This window comes from Agrobacterium sp. 5Ca39 (genome assembly GCF_055382365.1).
Genome location: NZ_AP026437.1, coordinates 1,959,803 through 1,982,587, shown reverse-complemented (window position 1 = coordinate 1,982,587; position 22,785 = coordinate 1,959,803). Strand labels below are relative to the sequence as shown.

The 22,785-nt window shown below is 59.0% G+C and carries 16 protein-coding genes; 5 read left to right on the top strand and 11 right to left on the bottom strand.

Annotated features, from left to right (window positions below; translation table 11 throughout):
• Nucleotides 1-29: 29 nt before the first annotated feature.
• On the bottom strand, nucleotides 30-1,082 hold the full coding sequence (locus ACZ47E_RS22840) for a threonine aldolase family protein (RefSeq protein WP_004445845.1): 1,053 nt from the start codon (nucleotides 1,080-1,082) through the stop codon (nucleotides 30-32).
• 373 nt (nucleotides 1,083-1,455) lie between these two features.
• Here ACZ47E_RS22840 and gltB point away from each other — a divergent pair, with 373 nt between their 5' ends.
• Together gltB and ACZ47E_RS22830 are read left to right on the top strand one after the other, a co-directional pair.
• Nucleotides 1,456-6,201 (top strand): glutamate synthase large subunit, encoded by a 4,746-nt coding sequence (gene gltB, locus ACZ47E_RS22835; protein ID WP_022563074.1) that lies wholly within the window; start codon nucleotides 1,456-1,458, stop codon nucleotides 6,199-6,201.
• Between the two features lie 179 nt (nucleotides 6,202-6,380).
• Nucleotides 6,381-7,835 carry a glutamate synthase subunit beta gene (locus ACZ47E_RS22830; protein ID WP_004445843.1) on the top strand — a complete coding sequence of 485 codons (1,455 nt, stop codon included), beginning with the start codon at nucleotides 6,381-6,383 and terminating at the stop codon, nucleotides 7,833-7,835.
• 82 nt (nucleotides 7,836-7,917) lie between these two features.
• On the opposite strand, the gene ACZ47E_RS22825 is transcribed toward ACZ47E_RS22830, so the two are convergent.
• The 4 genes from ACZ47E_RS22825 to ACZ47E_RS22810 all read right to left on the bottom strand — a co-directional run bounded on the left by ACZ47E_RS22825 (nucleotide 7,918) and on the right by ACZ47E_RS22810 (nucleotide 12,714).
• Nucleotides 7,918-9,273, bottom strand: a complete 1,356-nt coding sequence (locus ACZ47E_RS22825; protein WP_064263624.1) for a sensor histidine kinase — start codon at nucleotides 9,271-9,273, stop codon at nucleotides 7,918-7,920.
• Complete coding sequence (locus ACZ47E_RS22820; RefSeq protein WP_004445841.1) at nucleotides 9,270-9,944, bottom strand: response regulator transcription factor; 675 nt, start codon at nucleotides 9,942-9,944, stop codon at nucleotides 9,270-9,272. The genes ACZ47E_RS22825 and ACZ47E_RS22820 overlap by 4 nt, the downstream gene beginning before the upstream one ends.
• 245 nt (nucleotides 9,945-10,189) lie before the next feature.
• Nucleotides 10,190-11,425 (bottom strand): SGNH/GDSL hydrolase family protein, encoded by a 1,236-nt coding sequence (locus tag ACZ47E_RS22815; protein ID WP_004445840.1) that lies wholly within the window; start codon nucleotides 11,423-11,425, stop codon nucleotides 10,190-10,192.
• 65 nt (nucleotides 11,426-11,490) lie between these two features.
• A complete protein-coding gene (locus tag ACZ47E_RS22810; protein ID WP_004445839.1) occupies nucleotides 11,491-12,714 on the bottom strand; it encodes a lytic murein transglycosylase in 1,224 nt (407 codons plus the stop codon).
• A 195-nt stretch (nucleotides 12,715-12,909) separates the two neighbouring features.
• Here ACZ47E_RS22810 and galU point away from each other — a divergent pair, with 195 nt between their 5' ends.
• Nucleotides 12,910-13,797, top strand: coding sequence for a UTP--glucose-1-phosphate uridylyltransferase GalU (galU, locus tag ACZ47E_RS22805; protein ID WP_022563071.1), 888 nt, complete (start codon nucleotides 12,910-12,912; stop codon nucleotides 13,795-13,797).
• A 58-nt stretch (nucleotides 13,798-13,855) separates the two neighbouring features.
• Here galU and uppP read toward each other — a convergent pair whose 3' ends face one another.
• Nucleotides 13,856-15,349 (bottom strand): polysaccharide biosynthesis protein UppP, encoded by a 1,494-nt coding sequence (gene uppP / locus ACZ47E_RS22800; protein WP_022563070.1) that lies wholly within the window; start codon nucleotides 15,347-15,349, stop codon nucleotides 13,856-13,858.
• 413 nt (nucleotides 15,350-15,762) lie between these two features.
• Here uppP and ACZ47E_RS22795 point away from each other — a divergent pair, with 413 nt between their 5' ends.
• Together ACZ47E_RS22795 and ACZ47E_RS22790 are read left to right on the top strand one after the other, a co-directional pair.
• Complete coding sequence (locus ACZ47E_RS22795; RefSeq protein WP_022563069.1) at nucleotides 15,763-16,128, top strand: PAS domain-containing protein; 366 nt, start codon at nucleotides 15,763-15,765, stop codon at nucleotides 16,126-16,128.
• A gap of 58 nt (nucleotides 16,129-16,186) precedes the next feature.
• A complete protein-coding gene (locus ACZ47E_RS22790) occupies nucleotides 16,187-17,182 on the top strand; it encodes a KpsF/GutQ family sugar-phosphate isomerase (RefSeq protein ID WP_004445833.1) in 996 nt (331 codons plus the stop codon).
• A 35-nt stretch (nucleotides 17,183-17,217) separates the two neighbouring features.
• Here the strand turns inward: ACZ47E_RS22790 and ACZ47E_RS22785 are convergent, their stop codons facing one another.
• The 5 genes from ACZ47E_RS22785 to omp10 all read right to left on the bottom strand — a co-directional run bounded on the left by ACZ47E_RS22785 (nucleotide 17,218) and on the right by omp10 (nucleotide 22,680).
• On the bottom strand, nucleotides 17,218-17,682 hold the full coding sequence (locus tag ACZ47E_RS22785) for an NfeD family protein (protein WP_004445832.1): 465 nt from the start codon (nucleotides 17,680-17,682) through the stop codon (nucleotides 17,218-17,220).
• Between the two features lie 2 nt (nucleotides 17,683-17,684).
• On the bottom strand, nucleotides 17,685-18,734 hold the full coding sequence (locus ACZ47E_RS22780) for an SPFH domain-containing protein (RefSeq protein ID WP_022563068.1): 1,050 nt from the start codon (nucleotides 18,732-18,734) through the stop codon (nucleotides 17,685-17,687).
• A 58-nt stretch (nucleotides 18,735-18,792) separates the two neighbouring features.
• Entirely contained in the window at nucleotides 18,793-19,827 is a 1,035-nt protein-coding gene (gene hemH, locus ACZ47E_RS22775) for a ferrochelatase (RefSeq protein WP_022563067.1), read from the bottom strand.
• Nucleotides 19,828-20,180: 353 nt separating this feature from the next.
• Nucleotides 20,181-22,088: a 5'-nucleotidase C-terminal domain-containing protein gene (locus tag ACZ47E_RS22770; RefSeq protein ID WP_022563066.1), complete on the bottom strand. Its 1,908-nt coding sequence runs from the start codon at nucleotides 22,086-22,088 to the stop codon at nucleotides 20,181-20,183.
• Nucleotides 22,089-22,305: 217 nt separating this feature from the next.
• A complete protein-coding gene (gene omp10, locus ACZ47E_RS22765) occupies nucleotides 22,306-22,680 on the bottom strand; it encodes an outer membrane lipoprotein Omp10 (RefSeq protein ID WP_003506132.1) in 375 nt (124 codons plus the stop codon).
• Nucleotides 22,681-22,785: the final 105 nt, after the last annotated feature.

Sequence of the window (22,785 nt, the reverse complement as noted above, 5' to 3'; positions counted from 1 at the left end):
GGCGCCGCAAGGCGACGCCCTCCGATATCTCAGACGGCAGCGCAGATGGACAGGAATTCATCTACATCGGCCTCGGTCGTCGCAAAGCTGGTGACCATGCGGATCAGTACTTCGTCCTTGCCGACTTTTTCCGGCATGTCGCGCGGCTCCAGCCAGTCATAGAACCTCGCGCCTTTTTCCGTCGCTGCTTGCGCGGCTGCCTTTGGCAAAATGGCGAAAACTTCGTTGGCCTGGGTCGGCCAGGCGAGGCGAGCGCTGTTCAGCGAGCCGAAGCCCGCGCGCAGCCGGTTAGCCATGGCATTGGCATGGCTGGCGAGACCGAGCCAAAGATCATCCTGCAGATAGGCTTCAAACTGCGCTGCAATGAAACGTGACTTCGAAAACAGTTGCGCTGTGCGTTTGCGCAGGAACGAGAAATCCCGAGCGAGCGAAGGATCGAAGAAAACGATCGCTTCCGCGCACCAGCAGCCATTTTTCGTGCCGCCGAAAGACAGCACGTCAACGCCGCGTTTCCAGGTCATTTCAGCCGGCGTGGTGTCAAGGGCCGCCAGCGCATTGGCAAAACGCGCGCCGTCCATATGCAGAGGCAGGCCGTTTTCCTTGGCGATTTTGGAGATGGCTTCAATTTCGTCGAGTGTGTAGACGGTGCCGGCTTCGGTCGCCTGCGTCATGGTGATGGCGGCGGCACGGCCGTGGTGAACGGCATCCTGCGGATAGCGGGCAATGCGCTCGATCAGGTTTTCGGGCAGCATCTTGCCGTTCGGCCCTTCGACTGCGACCATGCGCATGCCGGAAAAGAAATCCGGCGCGCCGCATTCGTCCTCGATCACATGGGCTTCCGAATGGCAGAAGGTCAGGCCGCCGGCGCGAGCGATGCTGGCCAGCGAAAGCGAATTGGCCGCCGTGCCGGTGGCGACGAAAAACACCGCAACTTCGCGCTCGAATATCTCGTTGAAGCGCTTTTCGATGGAGAGATCGAGTTCGCTGGTGCCATAAGCGGAGGCAAAGCGCGTGGATTCCCGTGAAAGCCGTTCGTTGACGGCAGGGTGGGCGCCGGCCCAATTGTCTGAAGCAAAAAACATCTCTGAAGGCTTTCCGATGGCTGGGGTTCTGGTTTGGGAATGCGTGGCGCGATGAACGGCAAAGTTCTATGACCTAAGATTGCGATTGGCAAATCCGGCAATGAAAGCAATGGCTCTGCGGGTCTTGCGATAAGAAAGTTTCGCGCAATAGGTCAGTATCGAAACTTCGCTGCAAAATGGGGCTTTCACTAATTGGATTCGCACCCTTGCTAAATTCGCCTGTTTCTGCCAAAATCCTCGTGAATTGAGACAGCTTTGCTGTCCTAAATTTGATCGAGCCGGATTGAATGCGGATTTTGCGGGAAGCGAAAATTCGTGGTCGAGCCGGATCTTCGCATGAAACCATGCAAGTAATTTTGCAGGAGGGACAAAAATGACGAACAAGCCGCAGGCGGACATCGCCGCCGCAACCCTGACCACTGACTGTCCCACCGCGGCTGCGGCTGCACCCGTTTCTGCGAAAGCGCGTTTCGCGGGCGGCTTGCCGGAAAGGCAGGGTCTTTACGATCCCGCCAATGAACATGATGCCTGCGGCGTCGGCTTTGTCGCCCATATGAAAGGAGTCAAGTCGCACCAGATCGTCAAGGACGGCCTGTTCATCCTTGAAAACCTGACCCATCGCGGCGCTGTCGGCGCAGATCCGCTGATGGGCGATGGTGCGGGCATTCTCGTGCAGATTCCCGACCGCTTCTTCCGCGAGGAAATGGCCGCGCAGGGCGTGACATTGCCGAAGGCTGGCGAATACGCCGTCGGTCATATCTTCATGCCGCGCGATCCCTCCCGCATCGAGCACTACAAGAAGGTCATCGTCGACGTCATCGGCGAAGAGGGCCAGCAGTTCCTTGGCTTCCGTGATGTCCCGGTCGACAATTCCTCGCTTTCCAAGGCGCCGGATATCGCAGCGACCGAGCCGCACCACGTGCAGGTCTTCATCGGCGCCGGCCGCGATGCCGCGAGCAATGCCGATTTCGAGCGCAAGCTGTTCCTCATCCGCAAGGTTCTCTCCAACCGCATCTATGACGAAGGCGGCGGCAAGGAAACGCAGGATTTCTATCCCGTTTCCCTTTCTTCCTCGACCATCGTCTATAAGGGCATGTTCCTCGCCTATCAGGTGGGCGCATATTACAAGGACCTTTCGGACCCGCGTTTCGAATCGGCTGTCGCGCTCGTGCATCAGCGTTTCTCCACCAACACCTTCCCGTCGTGGAAGCTGGCGCACCCCTATCGCATGGTCGCCCATAACGGCGAAATCAACACGCTGCGCGGTAATGTCAACTGGATGGCGGCGCGTCAGGCTTCGGTTTCGTCCGCGCTGTTCGGTGACGACATCTCCAAGCTCTGGCCGATTTCCTATGAAGGCCAGTCGGACACGGCCTGCTTCGACAACGCGCTCGAGTTCCTCGTCCGCGGTGGCTATTCCATGGCCCACGCGGTGATGATGCTGATCCCGGAAGCCTGGACCGGTAACCAGTCCATGTCTGCCGAACGCAAGGCATTCTACGAATATCACGCAGCCCTGATGGAGCCGTGGGACGGTCCCGCCGCCGTTGCCTTCACCGACGGCAAGCAGATTGGCGCGACGCTCGACCGCAACGGCCTGCGCCCGGCCCGTTACCTCGTCACTGATGACGACCGCATCATCATGGCTTCCGAGGCCGGCACGCTGCCGGTGCCGGAAGAGCGCATCGTCAAGAAGTGGCGTCTGCAGCCCGGCAAGATGCTGCTGATCGACATGGAAAAGGGCGCGATCATTTCCGACGAGGAAGTGAAGCACGAGCTTGCCGCCAAGCATCCCTATCGCAGCTGGCTTGATCGCACGCAGCTCATCCTCGAAGAGCTGAAGCCTGTCGAACCACGCGCGCTGCGCCGCGACGTGTCGCTGCTCGACCGCCAGCAGGCCTTCGGTTACACCAGCGAAGACACCAAGCTCCTGATGTCGCCGATGGCGACGACGGGCCAGGAAGCCATCGGCTCCATGGGCACGGATACGCCGATTTCGGCCATGTCCGACAAGTCGAAGCTGCTCTACACCTATTTCAAGCAGAATTTCGCGCAGGTCACGAACCCGCCGATCGATCCGATCCGCGAAGAGCTCGTCATGAGCCTCGTGTCGTTCATCGGCCCGCGTCCGAATATTCTCGACCACGAAGGTGCCGCCCGCGCCAAGCGTCTGGAAGTGCGCCAGCCGATCCTGACCAATGGCGATCTGGAGAAGATTCGTTCCATCGGTCACACGGAAGACCGTTTCGACACCAAGACGCTCGACTTCACCTATGATGTGGAGCGCGGTGCCGAAGGCATGCCAGAAATGCTCGACCGCCTCTGCGAGCGAGCCGAATCCGCCGTCCGCGGCGGTTACAACATCATCGTTCTGTCCGACCGCCAGCTTGGCCCGGATCGCATCGCGATCCCCGCACTTCTGGCGACAGCCGCCGTGCACCACCACCTGATCCGCAAGGGTCTGCGTACTTCGGTCGGTCTCGTCGTCGAAACCGGTGAGCCGCGCGAAATCCACCATTTCTGCCTTCTGGCCGGTTATGGTGCGGAGGCGATCAACCCCTATCTCGCTTTCGATACCCTGCTCGACATGCACAAGCACGGCGCCTTCCCGAAGGAAGTGTCTGACGATGAAGTCGTTTATCGCTACATCAAGGCGGTGGGTAAGGGCATCCTCAAGGTCATGTCCAAGATGGGCATCTCCACCTACCAGTCCTATTGCGGCGCGCAGATTTTCGACGCCATCGGTCTGTCTTCGGAATTCGTCGAGAAATATTTCTTCGGCACCGCCACCTCCATCGAAGGTGTCGGCCTGACGGAAATCGCCGAAGAAACCGTGGCGCGCCACACAGCGGCCTTTGGCAAGGACCCGATCCTTGCCAACACGCTCGATATCGGCGGCGAATACGCCTATCGCATGCGCGGCGAAAGCCATGCCTGGACGCCGGACGCCGTCGCCTCGCTGCAACACGCCGTGCGTGGCAACAGCCAGGATCGCTACCGCGAATTCGCCGGCATGGTGAACGAAACGGCGCTGCGCATGAACACCATTCGCGGCCTGTTCAAGGTCAAGTCGGCGGAAGCACTCGGTCGCAAGCCAGTCTCCATCGATGAGGTCGAGCCGGCAGCCGATATCGTCAAGCGTTTCTCGACCGGGGCGATGTCCTTCGGCTCAATCAGCCGCGAGGCGCATACGACGCTCGCGATTGCCATGAACCGCATCGGCGGCAAGTCCAACACGGGTGAGGGCGGGGAAGAATCCGACCGCTACATGCCGCTGTTGAACGGCCAGCCGAACCCGGAACGCTCCGCCATCAAGCAGATCGCATCCGGTCGCTTCGGTGTGACGACGGAATACCTTGTCAATGCCGACATGCTGCAGATCAAGGTGGCGCAGGGCGCAAAGCCTGGCGAGGGCGGCCAGTTGCCCGGCCACAAGGTGGATGCGACGGTTGCAAAGACCCGTCACTCCACCCCGGGCGTCGGCCTCATCTCGCCGCCGCCGCATCATGATATCTATTCCATCGAAGATCTGGCGCAGCTGATCTACGACCTGAAAAACGTCAATCCGGAAGCCGATGTGTCGGTGAAGCTGGTGTCGGAAGTCGGCGTCGGAACGGTTGCGGCCGGTGTCGCCAAGGCGCGTGCAGACCATATCACCGTCGCCGGTTTTGATGGCGGCACGGGCGCGTCACCACTGACGTCGCTCAAGCACGCGGGTTCGCCCTGGGAAATCGGCCTTGCCGAAACCCAGCAGACGCTTGTGCTGAACGGTCTCCGCTCGCGCGTTGCCCTGCAGGTGGATGGCGGTCTGAAGACCGGCCGCGACGTCATCATCGGCGCGCTGCTCGGTGCGGATGAATTCGGCTTCGCCACCGCGCCGCTGATTGCGGCGGGGTGCATCATGATGCGCAAGTGCCATCTCAACACCTGCCCTGTCGGCGTTGCCACGCAGGACCCGGTTCTGCGCAAGCGCTTCAAGGGCACGCCGGAACACGTCATCAACTACTTCTTCTTCGTGGCCGAAGAAGTGCGCGAAATCCTTGCCTCGCTTGGCGTGACCAGGCTGGACGAGATCATCGGCGCTTCCGAACTGCTCGAGAAGGATGAGATGCTGGCGCATTGGAAGGCGAAGGGTCTGGATTTCAGCCGCATCTTCCATAAGGTCGAGGCACCCAAGGAAGCGACGTTCTGGACCGAACGCCAGAAGCATCCGATCGATGACATTCTCGACCGCAAGCTGATCGAAAAGTCGCTGCCGTCGCTGGAAAACCGCGAACCCGTGGTCTTCGAAGTGCCGATCAGAAACGTTGACCGCTCCGCCGGTGCGATGCTCTCCGGCGCGCTCGCCAAGCGCTGGGGCCATAAGGGTCTGAAGGATGACACGATCCATGTGACGCTGCGCGGCACGGCGGGCCAGTCCTTCGGTGCGTTCCTCGCTCGAGGCATCACCTTCGATCTGGTGGGTGACGGTAACGACTATGTCGGCAAGGGTCTTTCGGGTGGCCGCATCATTGTGCGCCCGCCGGAAAACGCCCGTATCGTCGCGGAAAACTCGATCATCGTCGGCAACACCGTGCTGTACGGCGCCATAACCGGCGAGTGCTATTTCCGTGGCGTGGCTGGCGAGCGTTTCGCGGTGCGTAACTCCGGCGCGGTTGCGGTTGTCGAAGGTGTCGGCGACCACGGCTGCGAATATATGACCGGCGGCATCGTGGTCGTTCTTGGCGAGACCGGCCGCAACTTCGCGGCCGGCATGTCCGGCGGCGTGGCTTATGTTCTCGACGAGAAGGGCGATTTCGCCACGCGTTGCAACATGGCCATGGTTGAGCTGGAGCCGGTTCCGGAAGAAGACGACATGCTGGAAAAGCTGCACCATCACGGCGGCGACCTCATGCACAAGGGACGTGTCGACGTTTCCGAAGACATGACTCGCCACGACGAGGAGCGCCTTTACCAGCTGATCTCCAACCACTTCCATTACACGAACTCGTCGCGTGCCAAGGATATACTCGATCGCTGGAGCGAGTTCCGTCCGAAGTTCCGCAAGGTCATGCCGGTTGAATACCGTCGTGCGCTTGAGGAAATGGAGCGCATGCGCATGGGCGTGGCGGCGGAGTAATCCGTCGCGTGAGGACACTACACCACCTGATCTCGCTGATAACAGCGGTCGCCATTCGTGGCGACCACTTGGACGGGCGGCGAGACCGGATTTGAGTTCATCGTGCTGGGGCGGCTTTGGGTTTCGCCACCTGGTACTGGGGCCCGACAGGCGCTCCGCTTTGATGTGAGGACATAAACGTGGGCAAGGTTACAGGTTTTCTGGAGATCGACCGGCAGGTGGGCAAGTATCAGCCCGCATCGGATCGTATCCGCCACTTCCGCGAATTCACCATTCCGATGTCGGATGCCGAGGTGCAGAAGCAGGCGGCGCGCTGCATGGACTGCGGCATTCCCTATTGCCACGGCCCGACAGGCTGTCCCGTGCACAACCAGATCCCCGACTGGAACGATCTGGTCTACAATAACAACTGGGAGGAGGCGATCCGTAACCTCCATTCCACCAACAACTTCCCGGAATTCACCGGTCGCGTCTGCCCCGCCCCTTGCGAGGAGGCCTGCACGCTGAATCTTGAGGATGCGCCGGTCGCGATCAAGACCGTCGAACAGGCTATTGCCGACAAGGCCTATGAGCTGGGCTTCATCGTACCGAAGCCGGCGACGATCCACACCGGCAAGAAGGTCGCCATCATCGGTTCCGGTCCCTCGGGCATGGCGGCGGCGCAACAGCTTGGCCGCGCCGGCCACGAGGTTCACGTCTATGAGCGCGAATCCAAGCCCGGCGGCCTGCTGCGTTACGGCATCCCCGATTTCAAGATGGAAAAGAACTTCATCGACCGCCGTGTCGAGCAGATCAAGGGCGAAGGTGTTACCTTCCATTGTGGCGTCAATGTCGGCGTCGATGTGACGGTGGAGGCGCTCCTCGCCGACCACGATGCCGTGCTTTATTGCGGCGGCTCGGAAACCCCGCGCCCGGCCGGCATCGGCGGTGCGGATCTGCATGGCGTTTATGATGCCATGCCCTATCTAGTGCAGCAGAACCGGCGCGTCGGTCGTGAAAACATTGACAGCGTTGGCTGGCCGGCCGATCCGATCCTCGCGGGCGGCAAGCATGTCGTCGTTGTGGGCGGTGGTGATACTGCATCCGACTGCGTTGGCACGGCGTTCCGCCAGGGTGCTGTTAAAGTCACCCAGCTCGACATACGCCCGATGCCGCCGGAAAAGGAAGACAAGCTGGCGGTTTGGCCTTTCTGGGCAACCAAAATGCGCACCTCGTCTTCGCAGGCCGAAGGCGCAATCCGCGAGTTCCAGGTGGCGACCCTCGAATTCGTTGGCGAAGACGGTGTGCTGACAGGTGTGAAGTGCTGCCAGGTGGATGACCGACGCAAGCCCATTGCCGGCACGGAGTTCATCATCAAGGCCGATCTCGCCTTCATCGCCATCGGCTTTTCCGGTCCCTTCACGGACAGCGTTCTGAAGGAAATGGACGGCAAGCTGACACTCAACACGGACCGCCGTGGCTCCACAAATGTCGTCGCCAACGAGACGGATTACAGGACCTCTGTCGACAAACTCTGGGCGGCGGGCGATGTGCGCCGTGGCCAGTCGCTGGTGGTCTGGGCGATCCGCGAAGGCCGTCAGGCGGCGCGTGCTATCGATGAAGCGCTGATGGGCGCGACCGTTCTTCCGCGCTAAGCCGGCAAATGGATAAAAATGGAAAGGCCTGTCGCACCCGCAACAGGCCTTTTTTTGATGTCAGAAAACGAGCGCTTCTTTTTCAGCAATAGGGAAGCGTAATCCGGAAGCAGGCCCCACCGCTGGAGGAATCGCCGATACTAATATCTCCGCCGTGATACCGCACGATTTCCTGCACGAGATTAAGCCCGAGGCCCGTGCCCCGGTCTCTGGGTTGCAGGCGATGAAAGGCATCAAAGACGAGTTCCCGCTCCTTTTCAGGAATGCCGTTGCCTTCGTCGGCGATCTCTATCACCCGATTGGCCGCCACTGTCATCGTTATGGTTCCGCGGTTGCCGCCGTGTTCTATGGCGTTTTGCACGATATTCATCAGGGCTCGCCGCAGGGAAGGGTCGTCCGCAAGTGCAAGGATCGGTTCTTCCTCCGGTTCAAATGAGAGCTCATAACCCTGCGAGATGGCAAGCGGTGCCATATCGGCAACAACCGATCTGCAGAGATTGACCAGATCGAGCGGCACCAATGGCGCCTTCTGGCCGCCGAGACGCTGCAGATCGAGCAATTGTTCGGCCAGCACGCCGATACGGTTGGCATCCGCCAAAATCCGGCTGCGTGCGGGCCCTTCCAGCAGAGTTTCGACACGCGTCTGTAGAATGGCGACCGGCGTGCGCAATTCGTGCGCGGCGTCGAGAATGAAGCGCTTGTGCCGTTCATAGCCATCGTCCAGGCGCTTGAGTGCACCATTGACGGCATGCACCAGCGGCTGCACTTCCCGTGGAATATCATTGTCGGGCAAGCGATATCCGCGTCTGTCGATATCGATCGCTTCCGCGGTTTTGGCAATCGTCGAGAGTGCCCGAAATTCCCTGCGGATGATCAAGGGAATTGCTATAGTGGTCGCAATGGAGATGAGGACGAGGACCGGGAAAATCATGATGTTGGAAAACAGCAGAACAGGGAGCGTCATGCTGAAAAGATCGCCTTTTCCGACCATCACGAACTCTCCGGCTGGCCCGGATGCACGGCGAACGACAGCAAGGTAAAGAACGGCAAAATAGGAGTAGGACATCCCGGCTTCGCGAATGTTCGAAATCTTGATGTCGTTTAACTCCTTCTCCATGTTGCTGTAGGCCTCGGGCACAGGGCCACCCTGGATGAGCTCATCCTTGTCGCTCAGCGCAACAAACCAGAAATCGGGCATTTTTTCCCGGAGTTTGGCATATTCGGCCGTCTCTTTCAGCGTAAGCTTCCCATCCGTATCGCGGATCAAAGCGTTTGCAGTTATCTGCGCCGCCTCCGAGCTAAGAAGAGCGCTGCCGACGCCGTCGCTCAACAGATAGGCAAAGAATGCGACGCTGACGATCAACAGACTGCCGATCTGGAAGAGGAGCAGTTGAATGGTCAATCGCCGCTTCAGTGACTTTCTCTTTGACAATCTCATCCCGTCGCCCTCAAAAGATATCCCACGCCGCGAATGCCATGCACCTCCACGGCGGCGTCCGCGGCCTGCAATTTGCGCCGCAAGCGGGAAATGTGGGAATCGAGCGCATTGGACTGGATTTCATCGTCAAAGTTATAGACGGCCTCTTCGAGCAGCGAGCGCAGCACTGTTCTGCCCTGTCGTCGCAGCAGGGCTTCGAGAATCAGCAACTCCCGTCTCGTCAGCGGAAGAAACGCGCCGTTGATACGCACTTCGCGCGTCTCGAAACAAAACTCCAGCCTGCCGAGTTTTGCCGTCATCGCCACGGTTCCGGCGGGTCGGCGCATCAGGGCGCGAATGCGGGCAAGTAGCTCCTCGACAGCGAAAGGCTTGGCCATATAGTCATCTGCACCGAGGTTCAGGCCCTTCACCCGATCCACGAGCCCGCCCTGGGCCGTCAACACTATGACGGGTGGGGTGACTGGCAGCAGACGCAGATTTTCTATCAGTTCGATGCCGTCACCATCGGGCAGTTGCCGGTCCAGTACAACGAGATCGTGGACGCCATCCATGATGGCGTGTCGAGCGAGATCCAGTGTTCCGACCGTATCCACGATAATATCGAACCGATGGAGCGCGGCAGACAGGGCCGCTGCCATCTCACGTTCGTCTTCAACAAGCAGCAGGCGCATGAATTCGTCTCGGCATTGTCGGCACGCTTAGGGTGAAGCGTACACATGAAGTCAAAAACGACGGTGCCGCTGACGCTCATGGCAAGCGACGCGTCGCCGTCGAATACATTCGCCGTGCGAAATCGGTGGAGCGGCGGAGGTTTGTGACCGATCTCCGCATTCCTGCAAAGCTGCAGCTATCCTGTCATCGTGGGACTGCCTGAACATTACGCCGACCGACTGGGCGGCAGACGGCGGGCAAGCTTCTATTGCTTTGCCTGTGTGGTATCGGGCGTCATCCGATAGTCATCGATGCGGCCTGCCGGCGCATCGGCCATTTCGCCACGCTTGGTCAGCCTTTCACGCGGGGATTCCACGACGGAGACGCGTGTTGGTGCGGCCGAAAGAGGGACATCCCCGAGCAGTTTGTCGCCGCCATCGAGAGCAGGATCGGTAAGGCTGATCGGCTGGGTGCGCACCTGTCCCGCATCGATGCCAAGTGCCGGCAGGGAGGTGAGTGCCGGCAGATTGCTGCCGTCCAGTTTCACAAGGTCCGGTCCGGCGCCGTCGAGGTGCCGGCGGACGAATTTCTCGACGTAAAAGGCAAGCTTGCGCTTTCCGGCCTGCGTCATGCCGATACCGTCGGCCTCACGCAGGCGGGCCTGCTGACCGTTCATGTCGTAACCGGTGATGACGAATTTGCCGGCTTCGTCGACAAAACCGTCCCAGACATCCACGAACTCGCCGCCGAATTTTTCCACATGGCTGCGGTAAAGCCGGTTGAACCCAACGAGATCCGCAGAAAGCGAGGGAGACTGGAAGGCGGGCAGACCCACCCATAATAGCGGCACTTTCGGGCGGCCGGCGAGGGTGAGAAGCTCATCGATCCGCCTCTCATATTCCTTGAGCCAGACCTCCGTGCCGAATTTTTCCTTGATATCGCCGATCTGCATCTGCTGGCGATCGTTCGAGCCCATCATGATGACGATGGTGGCGGGGTTGGTCTCGCTTATGAATTGCGGCAGGTTTTTGAACCAGTCGTAATAATCGGTGCGCACCAGGCCGGAAGAGCCATTGGCACGCACATCGACCGCAATTGCCGGCGAGCTGGCAAAGGCATTGACCAGCTCTTCCCCCATTCCGCCGGCGAGGAAATCACCGATAACAAGGACGCGCCTGGCATTTTCAAGCTTGGCGGCAGGCTCCGGCTTAGCGGTTCGCATCTGCACCACCGAAGGCGCTTTCCTTGCTGGTTGCGGGCGGGTAACCGATCTTTCACGCGGCGCGGATGGGAAATCGCGCCGGTTGCGGGGCTGGTATTCGCGGCCTGATCCGCCATCGCGGCCCACCGGCCTGCCGAACAGCATTTCAAACAGGGTGCGCCGCTGTTCCTGTGCCAAGCTCTCGGAGGGTACGAGCGGCATGGCAAGAACAGCGGAAAGAAGGACAGCGCAGAAACGCCAGCCGGTTCTTCCAGTTTTTTCCGCAGGTTTCGTACTCATGACATCGGCCCTTCCGGATATTTCGGCGGCGTTTCGTAACTGCCGCCGAACTCGCCGGCACATTATCAGTTGCGGAGGGCTCTCAGCAACCGCTGCGACGGCTGGCCGTCCGCGTCCATCCCCATGCGTGACTGGATGGCACTGATGGCGGCCTTGGAACCGGAGCCGAAGTTGCCGTCGACTTCACCGTCATAATAGCCGAGTTCCTTCATGCGGGTCTGAAGTTCGAATTTTTCGCGAATATCCAGCGTACCGTCCGGACGCGGCCACTTCTGCTGCATGCCGCCGTAACCGGCGATTTCATCCGCGAGCAGTCCGACGGCGAGCGCATAGCTGTCGGAGGCGTTGTATTTCTTGATGGTGAAGAAGTTCTTCATCATCAGGAAGCCCGGGCCGTTTGCCCCACCCTGCAGTTTCAGCATCGCGCGGTCGGAACCACGGGTGAAATTCTTGCCGTTGGGGCGGGTGAAGCCAAGCTTTGCCCATTCCGCGATGGTCTTCGTCTGGCCTTCATACCGCGCGCCGCCACGCGGAACGGCGGTTTCGTAACCCCATGTCCGGCCGGGCTCCCAGCCGTTTTTCGCGAGAAGATTGGCGGCAGTTGCGAGAGCGTCCGGGACGGAATGCCAGATGTCCCGTTTGCCATTGCCATCCGCATCTACCGCGTAAAGCAGGTAGCTTGTCGGGATGAACTGGGTATGGCCCATCGCGCCGGCCCAGGAGCCCGTCAGCTGTTTGGGGGTGACGTCACCCGCCTGAAGGATCCTGAGCGCGGCAATCAATTGCGTGCGCGCGAATTTGGCGCGCTTGGGATCGGAATAGGCGAGCGTTGCCAGCGCTTGCGGGATGTTGTGCAGACGCTCCGGCTTTTCGAGAACCGCGCCGTAATTCGATTCCATCGACCAGATGGCGAGAATGATGTGCTTGTCGACGTTGAAGTTGCGCTCGATCCAGTTGAGGGTCGTCGCGTGTTTCATCTTCATTTCGCGGCCAATCCGCACCGTGTACGGATTGACGCGGGAGTCGAGATAATCCCAGATTTGCGTTGTGAATTCCGGTTGGAAAGTGGCCTTGCGCAAAGCGTCGGGATCCGGCTCGCTAACGCCGGCAAAGGCTTTCTGATAGGTCGCCTTGCTAATGCCTTCTTTCGCGGCTGTTGCATAGAACTGGTTGATCCACTGACGGAATCCGGCATCGGCGCGGGCCGAAACCGGCGCCAGCGAGATTACCAGGCCAGCAGCCACCATGCAGCCGAATTTGCGGACATCTGAAAGGATCATCTTTGTCATCGTCTGTCTTTCGTTCTCTCGAATGTCATTTCGATTGCGAAAACGCATCGGGCGTCATCATGGATAACAAAAGAACGTCAACAAATTCTTTACCATTAATAGATGGTAGCGTCACCCTTTACAAAACGTTGTTGTTTTTGAAATAACAACAGCGTGCGGGGATTGTGATCAAGTGTTATCTCTCAGGAGGAATATGTGGTAGAACATAAGAAAATTCGGAAGGCCGTATTTCCCGTCGCAGGTCTCGGCACGCGCTTTCTGCCCGCAACCAAGGCAGTTCCAAAGGAAATGCTCACCGTCGTAGATAAGCCGGTTATTCAGTACGTCGTCGATGAAGCGGCAGAAGCGGGTATCGAGCATTTTGTATTTGTCACCGGCCGCGGCAAGGCGGTGATCGAAGATTATTTTGATATTCAATTTGAACTTGAACAGATGCTGCGCGAGCGCAACAAGAACGCCGAGCTGACACTGCTGGCCGGCCTTCTACCCAAGGCAGGCACCGCAAGCTTCACGCGCCAGCAGGTGCCGCTCGGCCTGGGCCATGCGGTCTGGTGCGCCCGTGATATCGTCGGCGACGAGCCCTTCGCCGTGCTTTTGCCTGACATGATCATGCATTCACAGAAAAGCTGCCTGAAGGGCATGGTCGAACTTTACGACCAGACCCAGGCCAACGTCATCGCCGTGCAGGAATGCGCTCCCGACCAGACGCATAAATATGGTATCGTCGGCGTGGGCGAGACCGTGGGTGAGGGTTTCAAGATCACCGAAATGGTTGAAAAGCCTGCAAAGGGTACAGCGCCTTCGAATTTCTACATTAACGGTCGCTATATTCTTCAGCCCGAGATTTTCGATATTCTCGAAAATCAGGAGCGTGGCGCCGGTAATGAAATCCAGTTGACAGACGGCATGCTGACGCTTGCCAAGTCGCAGGAGTTTGCAGGCTATCATTTCCGCGGTCAGACCTTCGATTGCGGCGCCAAGGATGGCTTCATTCTGGCCAATGTCGCTTTCGCTCTCGAGCGCGGCGATATCCGTCCGGCAATCGAAGAGCCGATCAAGGCCCTGATCGACGGGCTGAAGTGAGAGACCAAAGAATAGATGACAAAATCCCGGCCTTCGCGCCGGGATTTTTATTTGGCGCTTATCGCTTCAGGACAAGCCCTGCACCGACGCGAAGTTCGCTGCTGTCATAAACCGGTGTCCACTGGTAGCTGACATCGGCGGTCAGATCGAGATAACGGTTGAGACCCCAGGTCAGGCCGGCACCCGCCGTATATTCCACGGCGTCCTCCGTGTCGGAGGAGGGGAATGTGCGGTGCACGATTTGGCCGGTCAATCGCGCTACCAGATTGCTGCGCAATTCGTGGGTCAGCCCGGCATCCAGGCGATAGGAAACCCATCCGCCCTGCGGGCCGCCGGCGAAATCCTCTATTGTCGTGCGCAGGCCAAGATTGACATTCGTGCCGCGCTGGGGTGACCAGTTAAGTTCGCCGTCCAGCGTCAACGCGCCGATCGACGCAAGGCGATCATCGTCATATTGTTTGCGCAGATAACCGATGGCGGCTTCGCCACGGGTCTTTTCGCCGAGATCGACCTCTGCCCCAATCTTCGCCCCATAGGCATTGGATGAACGGGCATAACCGGAATTGTCGAGGCGGCTGTCATATTTCGTTGTGCCGGCGTTCAGTTCGAGGAAGGGGATCAGCGCTGGTGACAGCTCATAGCCGAGGCGTCCGCGCAGATTCGCACCATTCTGATCACGGTCACTGAGGCTGATCGGCCGGCCATCGAGACCCTTCGCGTCGGTATACACCGTACGGGACAGGTCAAGCGCGGCCAGGCCTCGCAGCTTGCCGAAATCCCGCTCTATCGATGCTCCGGCGCTGAAACGGTGTTCGCCACCCTGCACGGCGGCGCCGGTCAAAGCATTGGGATCGGTCGTGTCTTCACGGCTGAATTCGTAACCGGCCTTGAGGTTGGCGGTTGTTTCTGATCCGAGGTCAAGACGCAGATCGGCCTCTATCCGCGCCCTTGGTTCTTCTCCATCCTTATCACCGAAGTTTTTCTCCCACGCGCCGTCTCCGGTGACGGTCAAAGCATGGCGGGACCAGTCGCTGGTGAGCGTTCCGCGTATGCCCGTCGTCAGATAGTTTCGTCGCGAGGGACCACCCGTATTCCTCTGTTTTTCCGTGTTGATGGTCTGACTGATCGAAGGCCGGAGCAGAAGGGTGCCCAGCCGAATTCCCGGAGTCTGTCCGGGTTCGGTAACAACGCGTGGGTTTTCGCCCCCGTCCACGGTCGGCTCATAGGGGTTGTCTGCGTCGGCATAGGGCTGCCCCGCTTCGTCCTGCTGCTCGGAAATCGCGTCACCGGGATTATTTGAGGGACGCCAGAGTTGGGGCGTGGGGACAGGTGCCGTTGTGGCCTGGGCCGTACCCGCCATTGTCCCGGGGGTCGGCGCGGGAGCGGCGGAGCCAATGCCATCGGCCGTGGCAGCGGCGCCCGGCATTGCCGGGGCGGCAGTCGCCGTCTGTGCAGAAGCATCTTCGTGGTGGTAAAAAAGCGTGCAGGCGAGCAGCAGGGTTGCTGCTTTCCGCGACGTCGGCAGACGTGTGGCGGTGCCCTTCACAGTCATTCCTTTTCACCCGGCGAATGGGCCGAATGCCGGACCGACAGTCCGCCAATACATTGCCGCAGGCCCCAGTCAGAAAGGCCGACGAAACGACATGGACAAACCAGGGACCAAACAGTCGACGCAAGTTTTAACATCGCTTTAACAATAGGTTTTTTATGGTTAACAGTTGATAAAGATCACGGGAATTTCCTGATGTCACGGGGAGGCGTCCTGGAGTGCCGTCCACTCCCGTTACCTGCGCGCACCGGTCAGAGCTGGCGGCAGCGGGGCTGTTCGCAAATGCAAAATATTCCTAATATGAAAAGATTAAAACGTTTCAATTTGGCACGGAATCGCCCTATGATTAACGAAAGTTGACCTTCCATTGCCCGGCAAATCGTATTGAATTTTATTTTGTGTGACAGTGTCGTTTCATGAAAGCCGTTTTGAATATCAAACAGGTCGGTTTCTATTGTTGGGATATTACCAATGACCGCTTCTATTTGGATGAAGTGTGCGCTGAACTACTCGGAATTCCACTAAGACAGGCAATGCAGGGCATCAGTATTTTCCAGATACTCGAAAAAGTGGATCTGGATCATCGGAATCGGGTGATAGAGACCGCCTTGAACACCCTGAAGGACGCAAGCTTCTACAGTCAGGAATATGCCGTGCGCCGCACCGACGGTTCGGTTTCCTGGGTGAGGACCGCTGGCCGATATCTCGTCGATGAAGAAAACATTCCCTTTAAGCGGCTGGGAACCATGGAGGAAATTTCTCCGCCGGATTTGCGCCACTAAAGCAGGCGGCTCCCGGCAGGGAGTGGACTTATTCCGGCTGAAAGAGTAACAGTCGGCCATGATTACGCGCGCCGTCAACTTGGTCGAAGACAATGCCATCGAATCCGCCGTACGGACGATTTCGATGGAGCGGGCGGGCCTTGCCGCCCTCGAGACGGCTCTGCGAGACGGTCTCTCGGTCCCCTTCTGCAAGGCGATCGAAACAATCGGCCAGTCGAACGGCCGTCTCATCATAACCGGTGTGGGCAAAAGCGGGCATATAGGTGCGAAGCTGGCGGCCACCTTTGCGTCCACTGGAACGCCGGCATTTTTTGTTCATGCGGCGGAGGCCAATCACGGCGATCTGGGCATGATCGGCGGCGACGACGTGGTTCTGGCCATCTCCAAGGGTGGGGAAAGTGCCGAATTGCGCAGCATTATCAATTATTCGCGCCGCTTTTCCATTCCGCTGATCGCGCTGACCTGTTCCGAGACATCATCGCTGGCGAAGGCTTCCGATATCGTATTGCTGGTTCCCAACGAGCAGGAAGCCTGCCCGCTTGGCCTTGCGCCCACAACCTCCACATTGATGCAGCTTGCGCTTGGTGATGCCCTTGCTGTTGCGCTGCTGGAAGCGCGCAATTTTACGGCGGGCGATTTCAAGGTATTTCACCCCGGCGGCAAGCTGGGCGCCAGTCTCACGCTGGTCAGCGACATAATGCATACCGGTGATCGTGTGCCGCTGGTGAACAGGGGAACGGCCATGCCGGAAGCCGTGGGTGTTCTCTCCCGCAAGCATTTCGGCTGCGTCGGCGTTCTCGATGAGGACGGGCGTCTGTGCGGCATCGTCACCGAGGGGGACATGGCGCGCAACCTGTCGCGCAATCTTGCCGAATTGACCGTGGACGATATCATGACCCGGACGCCCAAGACGGTCAAAAAATCGGTCCTGGCAACGGGTGCGCTGGCAACGCTCGAAAAATTCCACATCGGCGCATTGATCGTGGTTGATGACGATAACCGGCCGATAGGGCTGGTGCATTTCCACGATCTGCTGAGAATCGGCGTGGCCTGAGGCCCGCCGATCCTGAGAAGGCTGATCCTGAAAACCTATCGCTCTAACGGCTCGACTGTCAGCGTTCGTCCCCGGGCGGAAGCGATCTTCACCCGGGTTCCCGCCGGCAGGTCTTCACCGTTGACCGGCCACCAGGTATCGTCCAGCCTGATACGGCCCCGCCCTTCGACAATCGGTTCCTGAAGCGTCGCCGTGCGGCCGACAAGGCTTGCCTCTCGCTGGTTGAGGAAGGGCTCGTCGCTTGTCGCCCGGTTTCTGCCGAAGTATTTCCGGCCGAGCAGAGCGAAAACGACGGAGAGCGCGGCAAACATCACTAACTGCAATTGCCACGCCCAAAACGCTGTTTGCCAAAGGAGCAGCGAGAGCGCACCGATGACCAGTGCGGCAAGGCCGATCCAGATCAGAAAGACGCCGGGGGCGATGAGTTCGGCAGCGAGCAGCACGAAAGCGACGATCCACCAGCTCCATGGTCCAAGTTCCGTGGCAAGCCCTTGCAGCATCGTCACTTCTCCGAGGAAGAACCGAAGGGATTGCCGGGAGCCGTGACGTTAATCGTCTGGCCCGAAGCCCGTGTCGGCGGCACGGAGCGGGAGGATGCGGGGGCGGCGGGAGCAGTGGGCGCGTCTCCGTCGTTGCCGAAGACCTCTTTAGCAATCGTGCCGATACCGCCGAGAGAGCCGATCAGCGCCGAGGCCTCCATCGGCATCAGCACGATCTTGGCGTTTTTGGCCGTGCCAATCTCTGCAAGTGCTTCGGTGTATTTCTGAGCAACGAAATAGTTGATGGCATGGACATTGCCGGCGGCAATGGCTTCCGACACCATCCGGGTGGCGTTGGCTTCGGCCTCGGCGAGACGTTCGCGCGCTTCGGCGTCGCGGAACGCTGCTTCGCGCTGGCCTTCCGCTTCCAGAATAGCGGATTGTTTTGCGCCTTCCGCGCGCAAAATCTGGGCATTGCGGGCGCCTTCCGCCTCCAGCACCTGCGCGCGTTTTTCGCGCTCCGCCTTCATCTGCCGCGCCATGGAATCGACGAGATCCTTCGGCGGCGCGATATCCTTGATTTCAATGCGGGTGACCTTGATGCCCCATGGTCCCACGGCCTCATCCACCACGCGCAGAAGGCGGTCGTTGATGGCGTCGCGGTTCGACAGCAATTCATCGAGGTCCATCGAACCCATGACCGAGCGGATATTGGTCATGGTAAGGTTCTGGATGGCGTTTTCCAGATTGGCGATCTGATAGGCAGCCTGCGCCGCGTTCAGAACCTGATAAAACGCCACCGCATCGGCGGAAACGCTGGCATTGTCGCGGGTGATGACTTCCTGGGTGGCGATGTCGAGCACCTGCTCCATCACGTTCATGCGGGCGCCGATGCGCTCGAAGAAGGGTACGATGAGGTTCAGGCCAGGCTCGAGCGTGCGCGTATAGCGCCCGAAACGTTCCACCGTATAGCGGTATCCCTGTGGCACGGTCTTGATGCCGGCAAACAGCACCAGAATGACCAGAACCACGGCTGCCAAGACGACGATGTCGAAACCGCCCAATGCGATCATCACTTTACCCTCCAGCACATCATGATCAGGGTTTTACCCCCGTATCGTTATGGCAAGATTACACCCAGCCTTGCAACTCCCGCCGCACAACCTTTTCGAGAACGGTCATGCCCTCGACACTGTCATTCAGGCATGGGATGTGGGTGAATTTCTCGCCGCCATTATGCAGGAAGATTTCTCCGGCTTCACCGGCAATTTCCTCCAGGGTCTCAAGACAATCCGATACGAAGCCGGGATTCATCACGGCTATACGTTTGATGCCTTCCGAGGCGAGTTTTTCCACGGTCTTGTCGGTATAGGGCTGGAGCCACTCTTCCGGTCCGAAACGGGACTGGAACGTGATCATGAAGTTCTTTTCGGTCAAGCCCAGAGCCTCGCGCAGCAGACGGGCGGTTTTCTGGCAATGGCAATAATAGGGGTCGCCCTTTTTGAAATAGGATTGCGGAATGCCGTGGAAGGAGGTGATCAGCATCTCCGGCTCCCAGTCCAGCGTCGCCAGATGGTTTTTGACGGAGGCGGCGAGCGCCCCGATATAGGCGGGATCGTCATGATAGGGCGGCACGGTGCGGATCGCTGGCTGCCAGCGCAGTTTCATCAGATGTTCAAACGCCTTGTCGTTCACGGTCGCCGTGGTGGACGCGGCATATTGCGGATAAAGCGGAAAAAGCAGGATTTTTTCGCAGCCCTGTTCTTTAAGCGCGTCGATCTTCGAGGCGATGGAAGGCTGCCCGTAACGCATTGCCCAGTCCACAACCACGTTGGGCAAATCCTTCAATGCCTGCGCCATCAACTCGCCCTGGCTGCGCGTATATGTGCGCAGGTAGCTTTCGTTGCGCTCGTGGTTCCAGATTTCCTCGTAGGCCTTGCCAACCTTCTGCGGGCGCTTGTTGAGGACGATGCCGTAAAGGATCGGGTACCAGTAGAGGCGCGACCATTCGATAACGCGCTTGTCGCTCAGGAACTCCGCCAGATAACGGCGCATCGGCCAATAATCCGTACCATCGGGCGTGCCGAGATTGACGAGCAGCACGCCCACCTTGCCAAATGCGACACGGGGATGGTTCGCGGGGAGTGCGGATAGTTCTGTCACCATGAATGATACCCTGAAACTCGAACTGGTTGTGCGAGGGACGCTCCGCCTCGGATAAAGGCTGGAAACGCTCCATCGTCTGTTTATTGACCCCAACGCAAACAGCAATGAAGTTTGGCTGGACGTGCCCGAGCTATACGCCCGTGGCGTTACTTTGTTCATCGTGTTCTAGACGAAATTCTTCAGGATTAAACCACCGCCACCGGCTATTTCCGCCATTCCGGCAGGCACATGCCTTCAGGCGGCAAAATCATTACCGTAAGTATCTGTTTTTAATTAGAAAAAAGAAGCCGGCCCAGAAATTCGAGGGCCGGCTTCGTGTCTGCGGCATATTGCCCTGTCTGCTGTAGCCCCGCTTATTGAGCCGGCAGTTCCAGCTCCTCGCCGATTTCGATGTGGTTCGGATGCTTCAGCGTGTTAGCCTTGGCAATTCTCTGCCAGAGCGCGCCGTCGCCATATTTCTCCGCAGCAATTTTCCAGAGCGAATCGCCTTTTTCCACCACATATTTGCTGGCGCCTGCAGCAGGCGTCGTTGTGGGCGGTGCGGGCGTGGCAGGGGCTGCAGGCGCGGGTGCCGGTGTGGCGGCCGGAGCGGCTGTCGTCGCTGCCGGCGCGGGTGCTGCGGGCTTCGCCGGGGCGACGTAACCTGCGGGCGTCACTTCGGCGATGCGGCCATCCGTATAGGGCTTATAGGGGCTGTTGGCGGTAATATAGGCCGCGACGGCCTCCTCGAGATTGGGGCCGAAATCATAAGCGTTGATGGCTTTGGTCGCAAAAACCTTGAAGCCGTCACCCCCGGTCCGCACGTAGTTATTGGCCGCAACGATATAGGTCTTGGCGGGATCGAGAGGCACGAAGGCATCGCCTTCCTTGACTTCGACGGAAACGACGCGGCTGCCGGCCGGCTTCGAGCGGTCGAAGGAATATTTCATGCCGGAAACCTGCATGAAGCGGCCCGCACCGTCATCGATCTGGCTGACGCCGTTTTCGAGGGCGGCACGAATATCCTCGCCCTTGAGCTGGAAGGTTGCGACGGTGTTCTGGAACGGCAGAACCGTCAACACTTCACCCATGGAGACATCGCCGCCATCGATGGAGGAACGCAGGCCGCCGCTATTTGCAAAAGCGATGGTGACGCCCTGATCCTTGACGCGGGCCAGCGTTGCGTCGGCCACCAGATTGCCCATCGAGCATTCCTTCACGCGGCAAATCTTGCGGTCGCCCTCGATCGGGCCCTCAGAAGTGCCGACCACCTTGGCTTTCAGGGCTTCGATCGGCGCCTTCAGTTCATCGATACGCTTCAGCGTGGCTTCATCGGGCTTGAAGGAGGAATCGACGAGGATCGGGTCTCCCTTGCTTTCCTTAGCCACGCCGTTGTCGTCGAAGACGACTTTGAGGTCGCCAAGATATTTGCTGTACTGGCCGGCCTGCACGACAGGAACCTTGTAGCCGCCGGGATTGTCAACGAGCGTCGGATAAGGGCCTTCGGCTTTCTGGTCGGTGTTCGACAGCAGCGTATGCGAATGGCCGCCAACCACAACATCGACATCGGGAATTTTGGCGATGAATTCCAGATCGCGCGGGTAGCCGACATGGGTGAGCGCGATGATCTTATCGACGCCGTCCTGCTTCAGCTTCTGTACCTGTTCGCTAATTTTCGCGACATCTTCGGCAATGGTGATGTTGGGACCAGGTGTTGCCAGTTCGGCCGTATCGTTGGCAACGGCGCCGACGATACCGATTTTCTGTCCGCCGACCTCGAGCACGACGGACGGCTTTACCCGGTCGCCGATTTTAGAGGCGGCGGTGGCCACCACGTTGGCGGTCACGATGGGGAATTGGACCTTGTCGAGGAAGCCGGCGAGCCCGTCCTCGCTATCGTCGAATTCATGGTTGCCGACGGTCATCGCGTCGAACTTCATGGCATTCAGCATTTCCGCTTCCACCGTGCCCTTGTAGGTGGTGTAGAACAGCGAGCCCTGGAAATTGTCGCCGGCATTGAGCAGCAGGACGTTTTTCCCCCCGGCCTTCAGGGCATCCCTTGTCTGGTTGATCGCTGTCAGCAGGCGCGCGGCACCGCCGAAGCATTCATTCTTGCCTTCCTCTTCCGCAGAGCAGGTTGAGTCGAATTTGTTGATCGATTCGATACGGGAGTGAAAATCGTTGATGTGAAGAATGTTGAGCTCGTAATCGGCCAGAGCCGCGCCGGCGGAAAGCGTTATCGCCGAAACGCTCAGCATGCCCAGTCCCAAAATTTTCTTCATGGTCCCTCTCTCCTGTTCAAAGCGGAAGCCCTGGCCGGTTGATCATTCTCCGACCGCGCTCATTCTTTAGTCCGAAAACATGTCAGTCTTTCGAAAACCGGATGTTTCCATTTAGCGGCAGTCGCCGCAAGCGAAATTATGACAGGTAGGCAATAAAGAAAAACGCACGCCAAAGGCGTGCGTCTGAGGGGTTTATCTTATTGAATAGGTGATATTATCAGCCCTGACGCGTGAGCGAGAACTGGCTGTTTGTGTCCGTCGTGCAGTTCAATTGTGACGGGGAGACGAGGGCGCAGTTGACGCGCGACTGCGTGTTGCGCACCAGCGACGTCATATTGATTTCGTAAAGCGTCGGCGAAATGGTGACATAGGTGCCGGAGGCCAGCAGCGTGTTGGTGTCGGTTGACCGGGTGGAGAAGGCGCCGTTCTGGAAGGTCGACACGATGCCGTTGCGGTCGATCCAGCGGCCGTCGACAGCCGGCCCGCGGGACAGGGACGGCGCCATCGAGGTTTGCTGCGATGGACCCGGCGCGACGCATGAAGACACCGCGATGGCGGCTGAAAGCAAAGCCGCGCTTGTCTTGAAGTTCATGAGCCTGTTCTCCTGCGATTCGATAAAAGCTTCTTGCTTCGACCATGCCGTGAAGCGTTCTTTATTTCAAGGCAACGTTGTTCGCTCTCCCCGGTTCCTGAGGTC

Bases quoted from the DNA above. Each gene is read 5' to 3' on its own strand.
- ACZ47E_RS22840 (WP_004445845.1), bottom strand. From the start codon at position 1,082: ATGTTTTTTGCTTCAGACAATTGGGCCGGCGCCCACCCTGCCGTCAAC.
- gltB (WP_022563074.1), top strand. From the start codon at position 1,456: ATGACGAACAAGCCGCAGGCGGACATCGCCGCCGCAACCCTGACCACT.
- ACZ47E_RS22825 (WP_064263624.1), bottom strand. From the start codon at position 9,273: ATGAGATTGTCAAAGAGAAAGTCACTGAAGCGGCGATTGACCATTCAA.
- ACZ47E_RS22820 (WP_004445841.1), bottom strand. From the start codon at position 9,944: ATGCGCCTGCTGCTTGTTGAAGACGAACGTGAGATGGCAGCGGCCCTG.
- ACZ47E_RS22815 (WP_004445840.1), bottom strand. From the start codon at position 11,425: ATGAGTACGAAACCTGCGGAAAAAACTGGAAGAACCGGCTGGCGTTTC.
- ACZ47E_RS22810 (WP_004445839.1), bottom strand. From the start codon at position 12,714: ATGACAAAGATGATCCTTTCAGATGTCCGCAAATTCGGCTGCATGGTG.
- uppP (WP_022563070.1), bottom strand. From the start codon at position 15,349: ATGACTGTGAAGGGCACCGCCACACGTCTGCCGACGTCGCGGAAAGCA.
- ACZ47E_RS22795 (WP_022563069.1), top strand. From the start codon at position 15,763: ATGAAAGCCGTTTTGAATATCAAACAGGTCGGTTTCTATTGTTGGGAT.
- ACZ47E_RS22790 (WP_004445833.1), top strand. From the start codon at position 16,187: ATGATTACGCGCGCCGTCAACTTGGTCGAAGACAATGCCATCGAATCC.
- ACZ47E_RS22785 (WP_004445832.1), bottom strand. From the start codon at position 17,682: ATGCTGCAAGGGCTTGCCACGGAACTTGGACCATGGAGCTGGTGGATC.
- ACZ47E_RS22780 (WP_022563068.1), bottom strand. From the start codon at position 18,734: ATGATCGCATTGGGCGGTTTCGACATCGTCGTCTTGGCAGCCGTGGTT.
- hemH (WP_022563067.1), bottom strand. From the start codon at position 19,827: ATGGTGACAGAACTATCCGCACTCCCCGCGAACCATCCCCGTGTCGCA.
- ACZ47E_RS22770 (WP_022563066.1), bottom strand. From the start codon at position 22,088: ATGAAGAAAATTTTGGGACTGGGCATGCTGAGCGTTTCGGCGATAACG.
- omp10 (WP_003506132.1), bottom strand. From the start codon at position 22,680: ATGAACTTCAAGACAAGCGCGGCTTTGCTTTCAGCCGCCATCGCGGTG.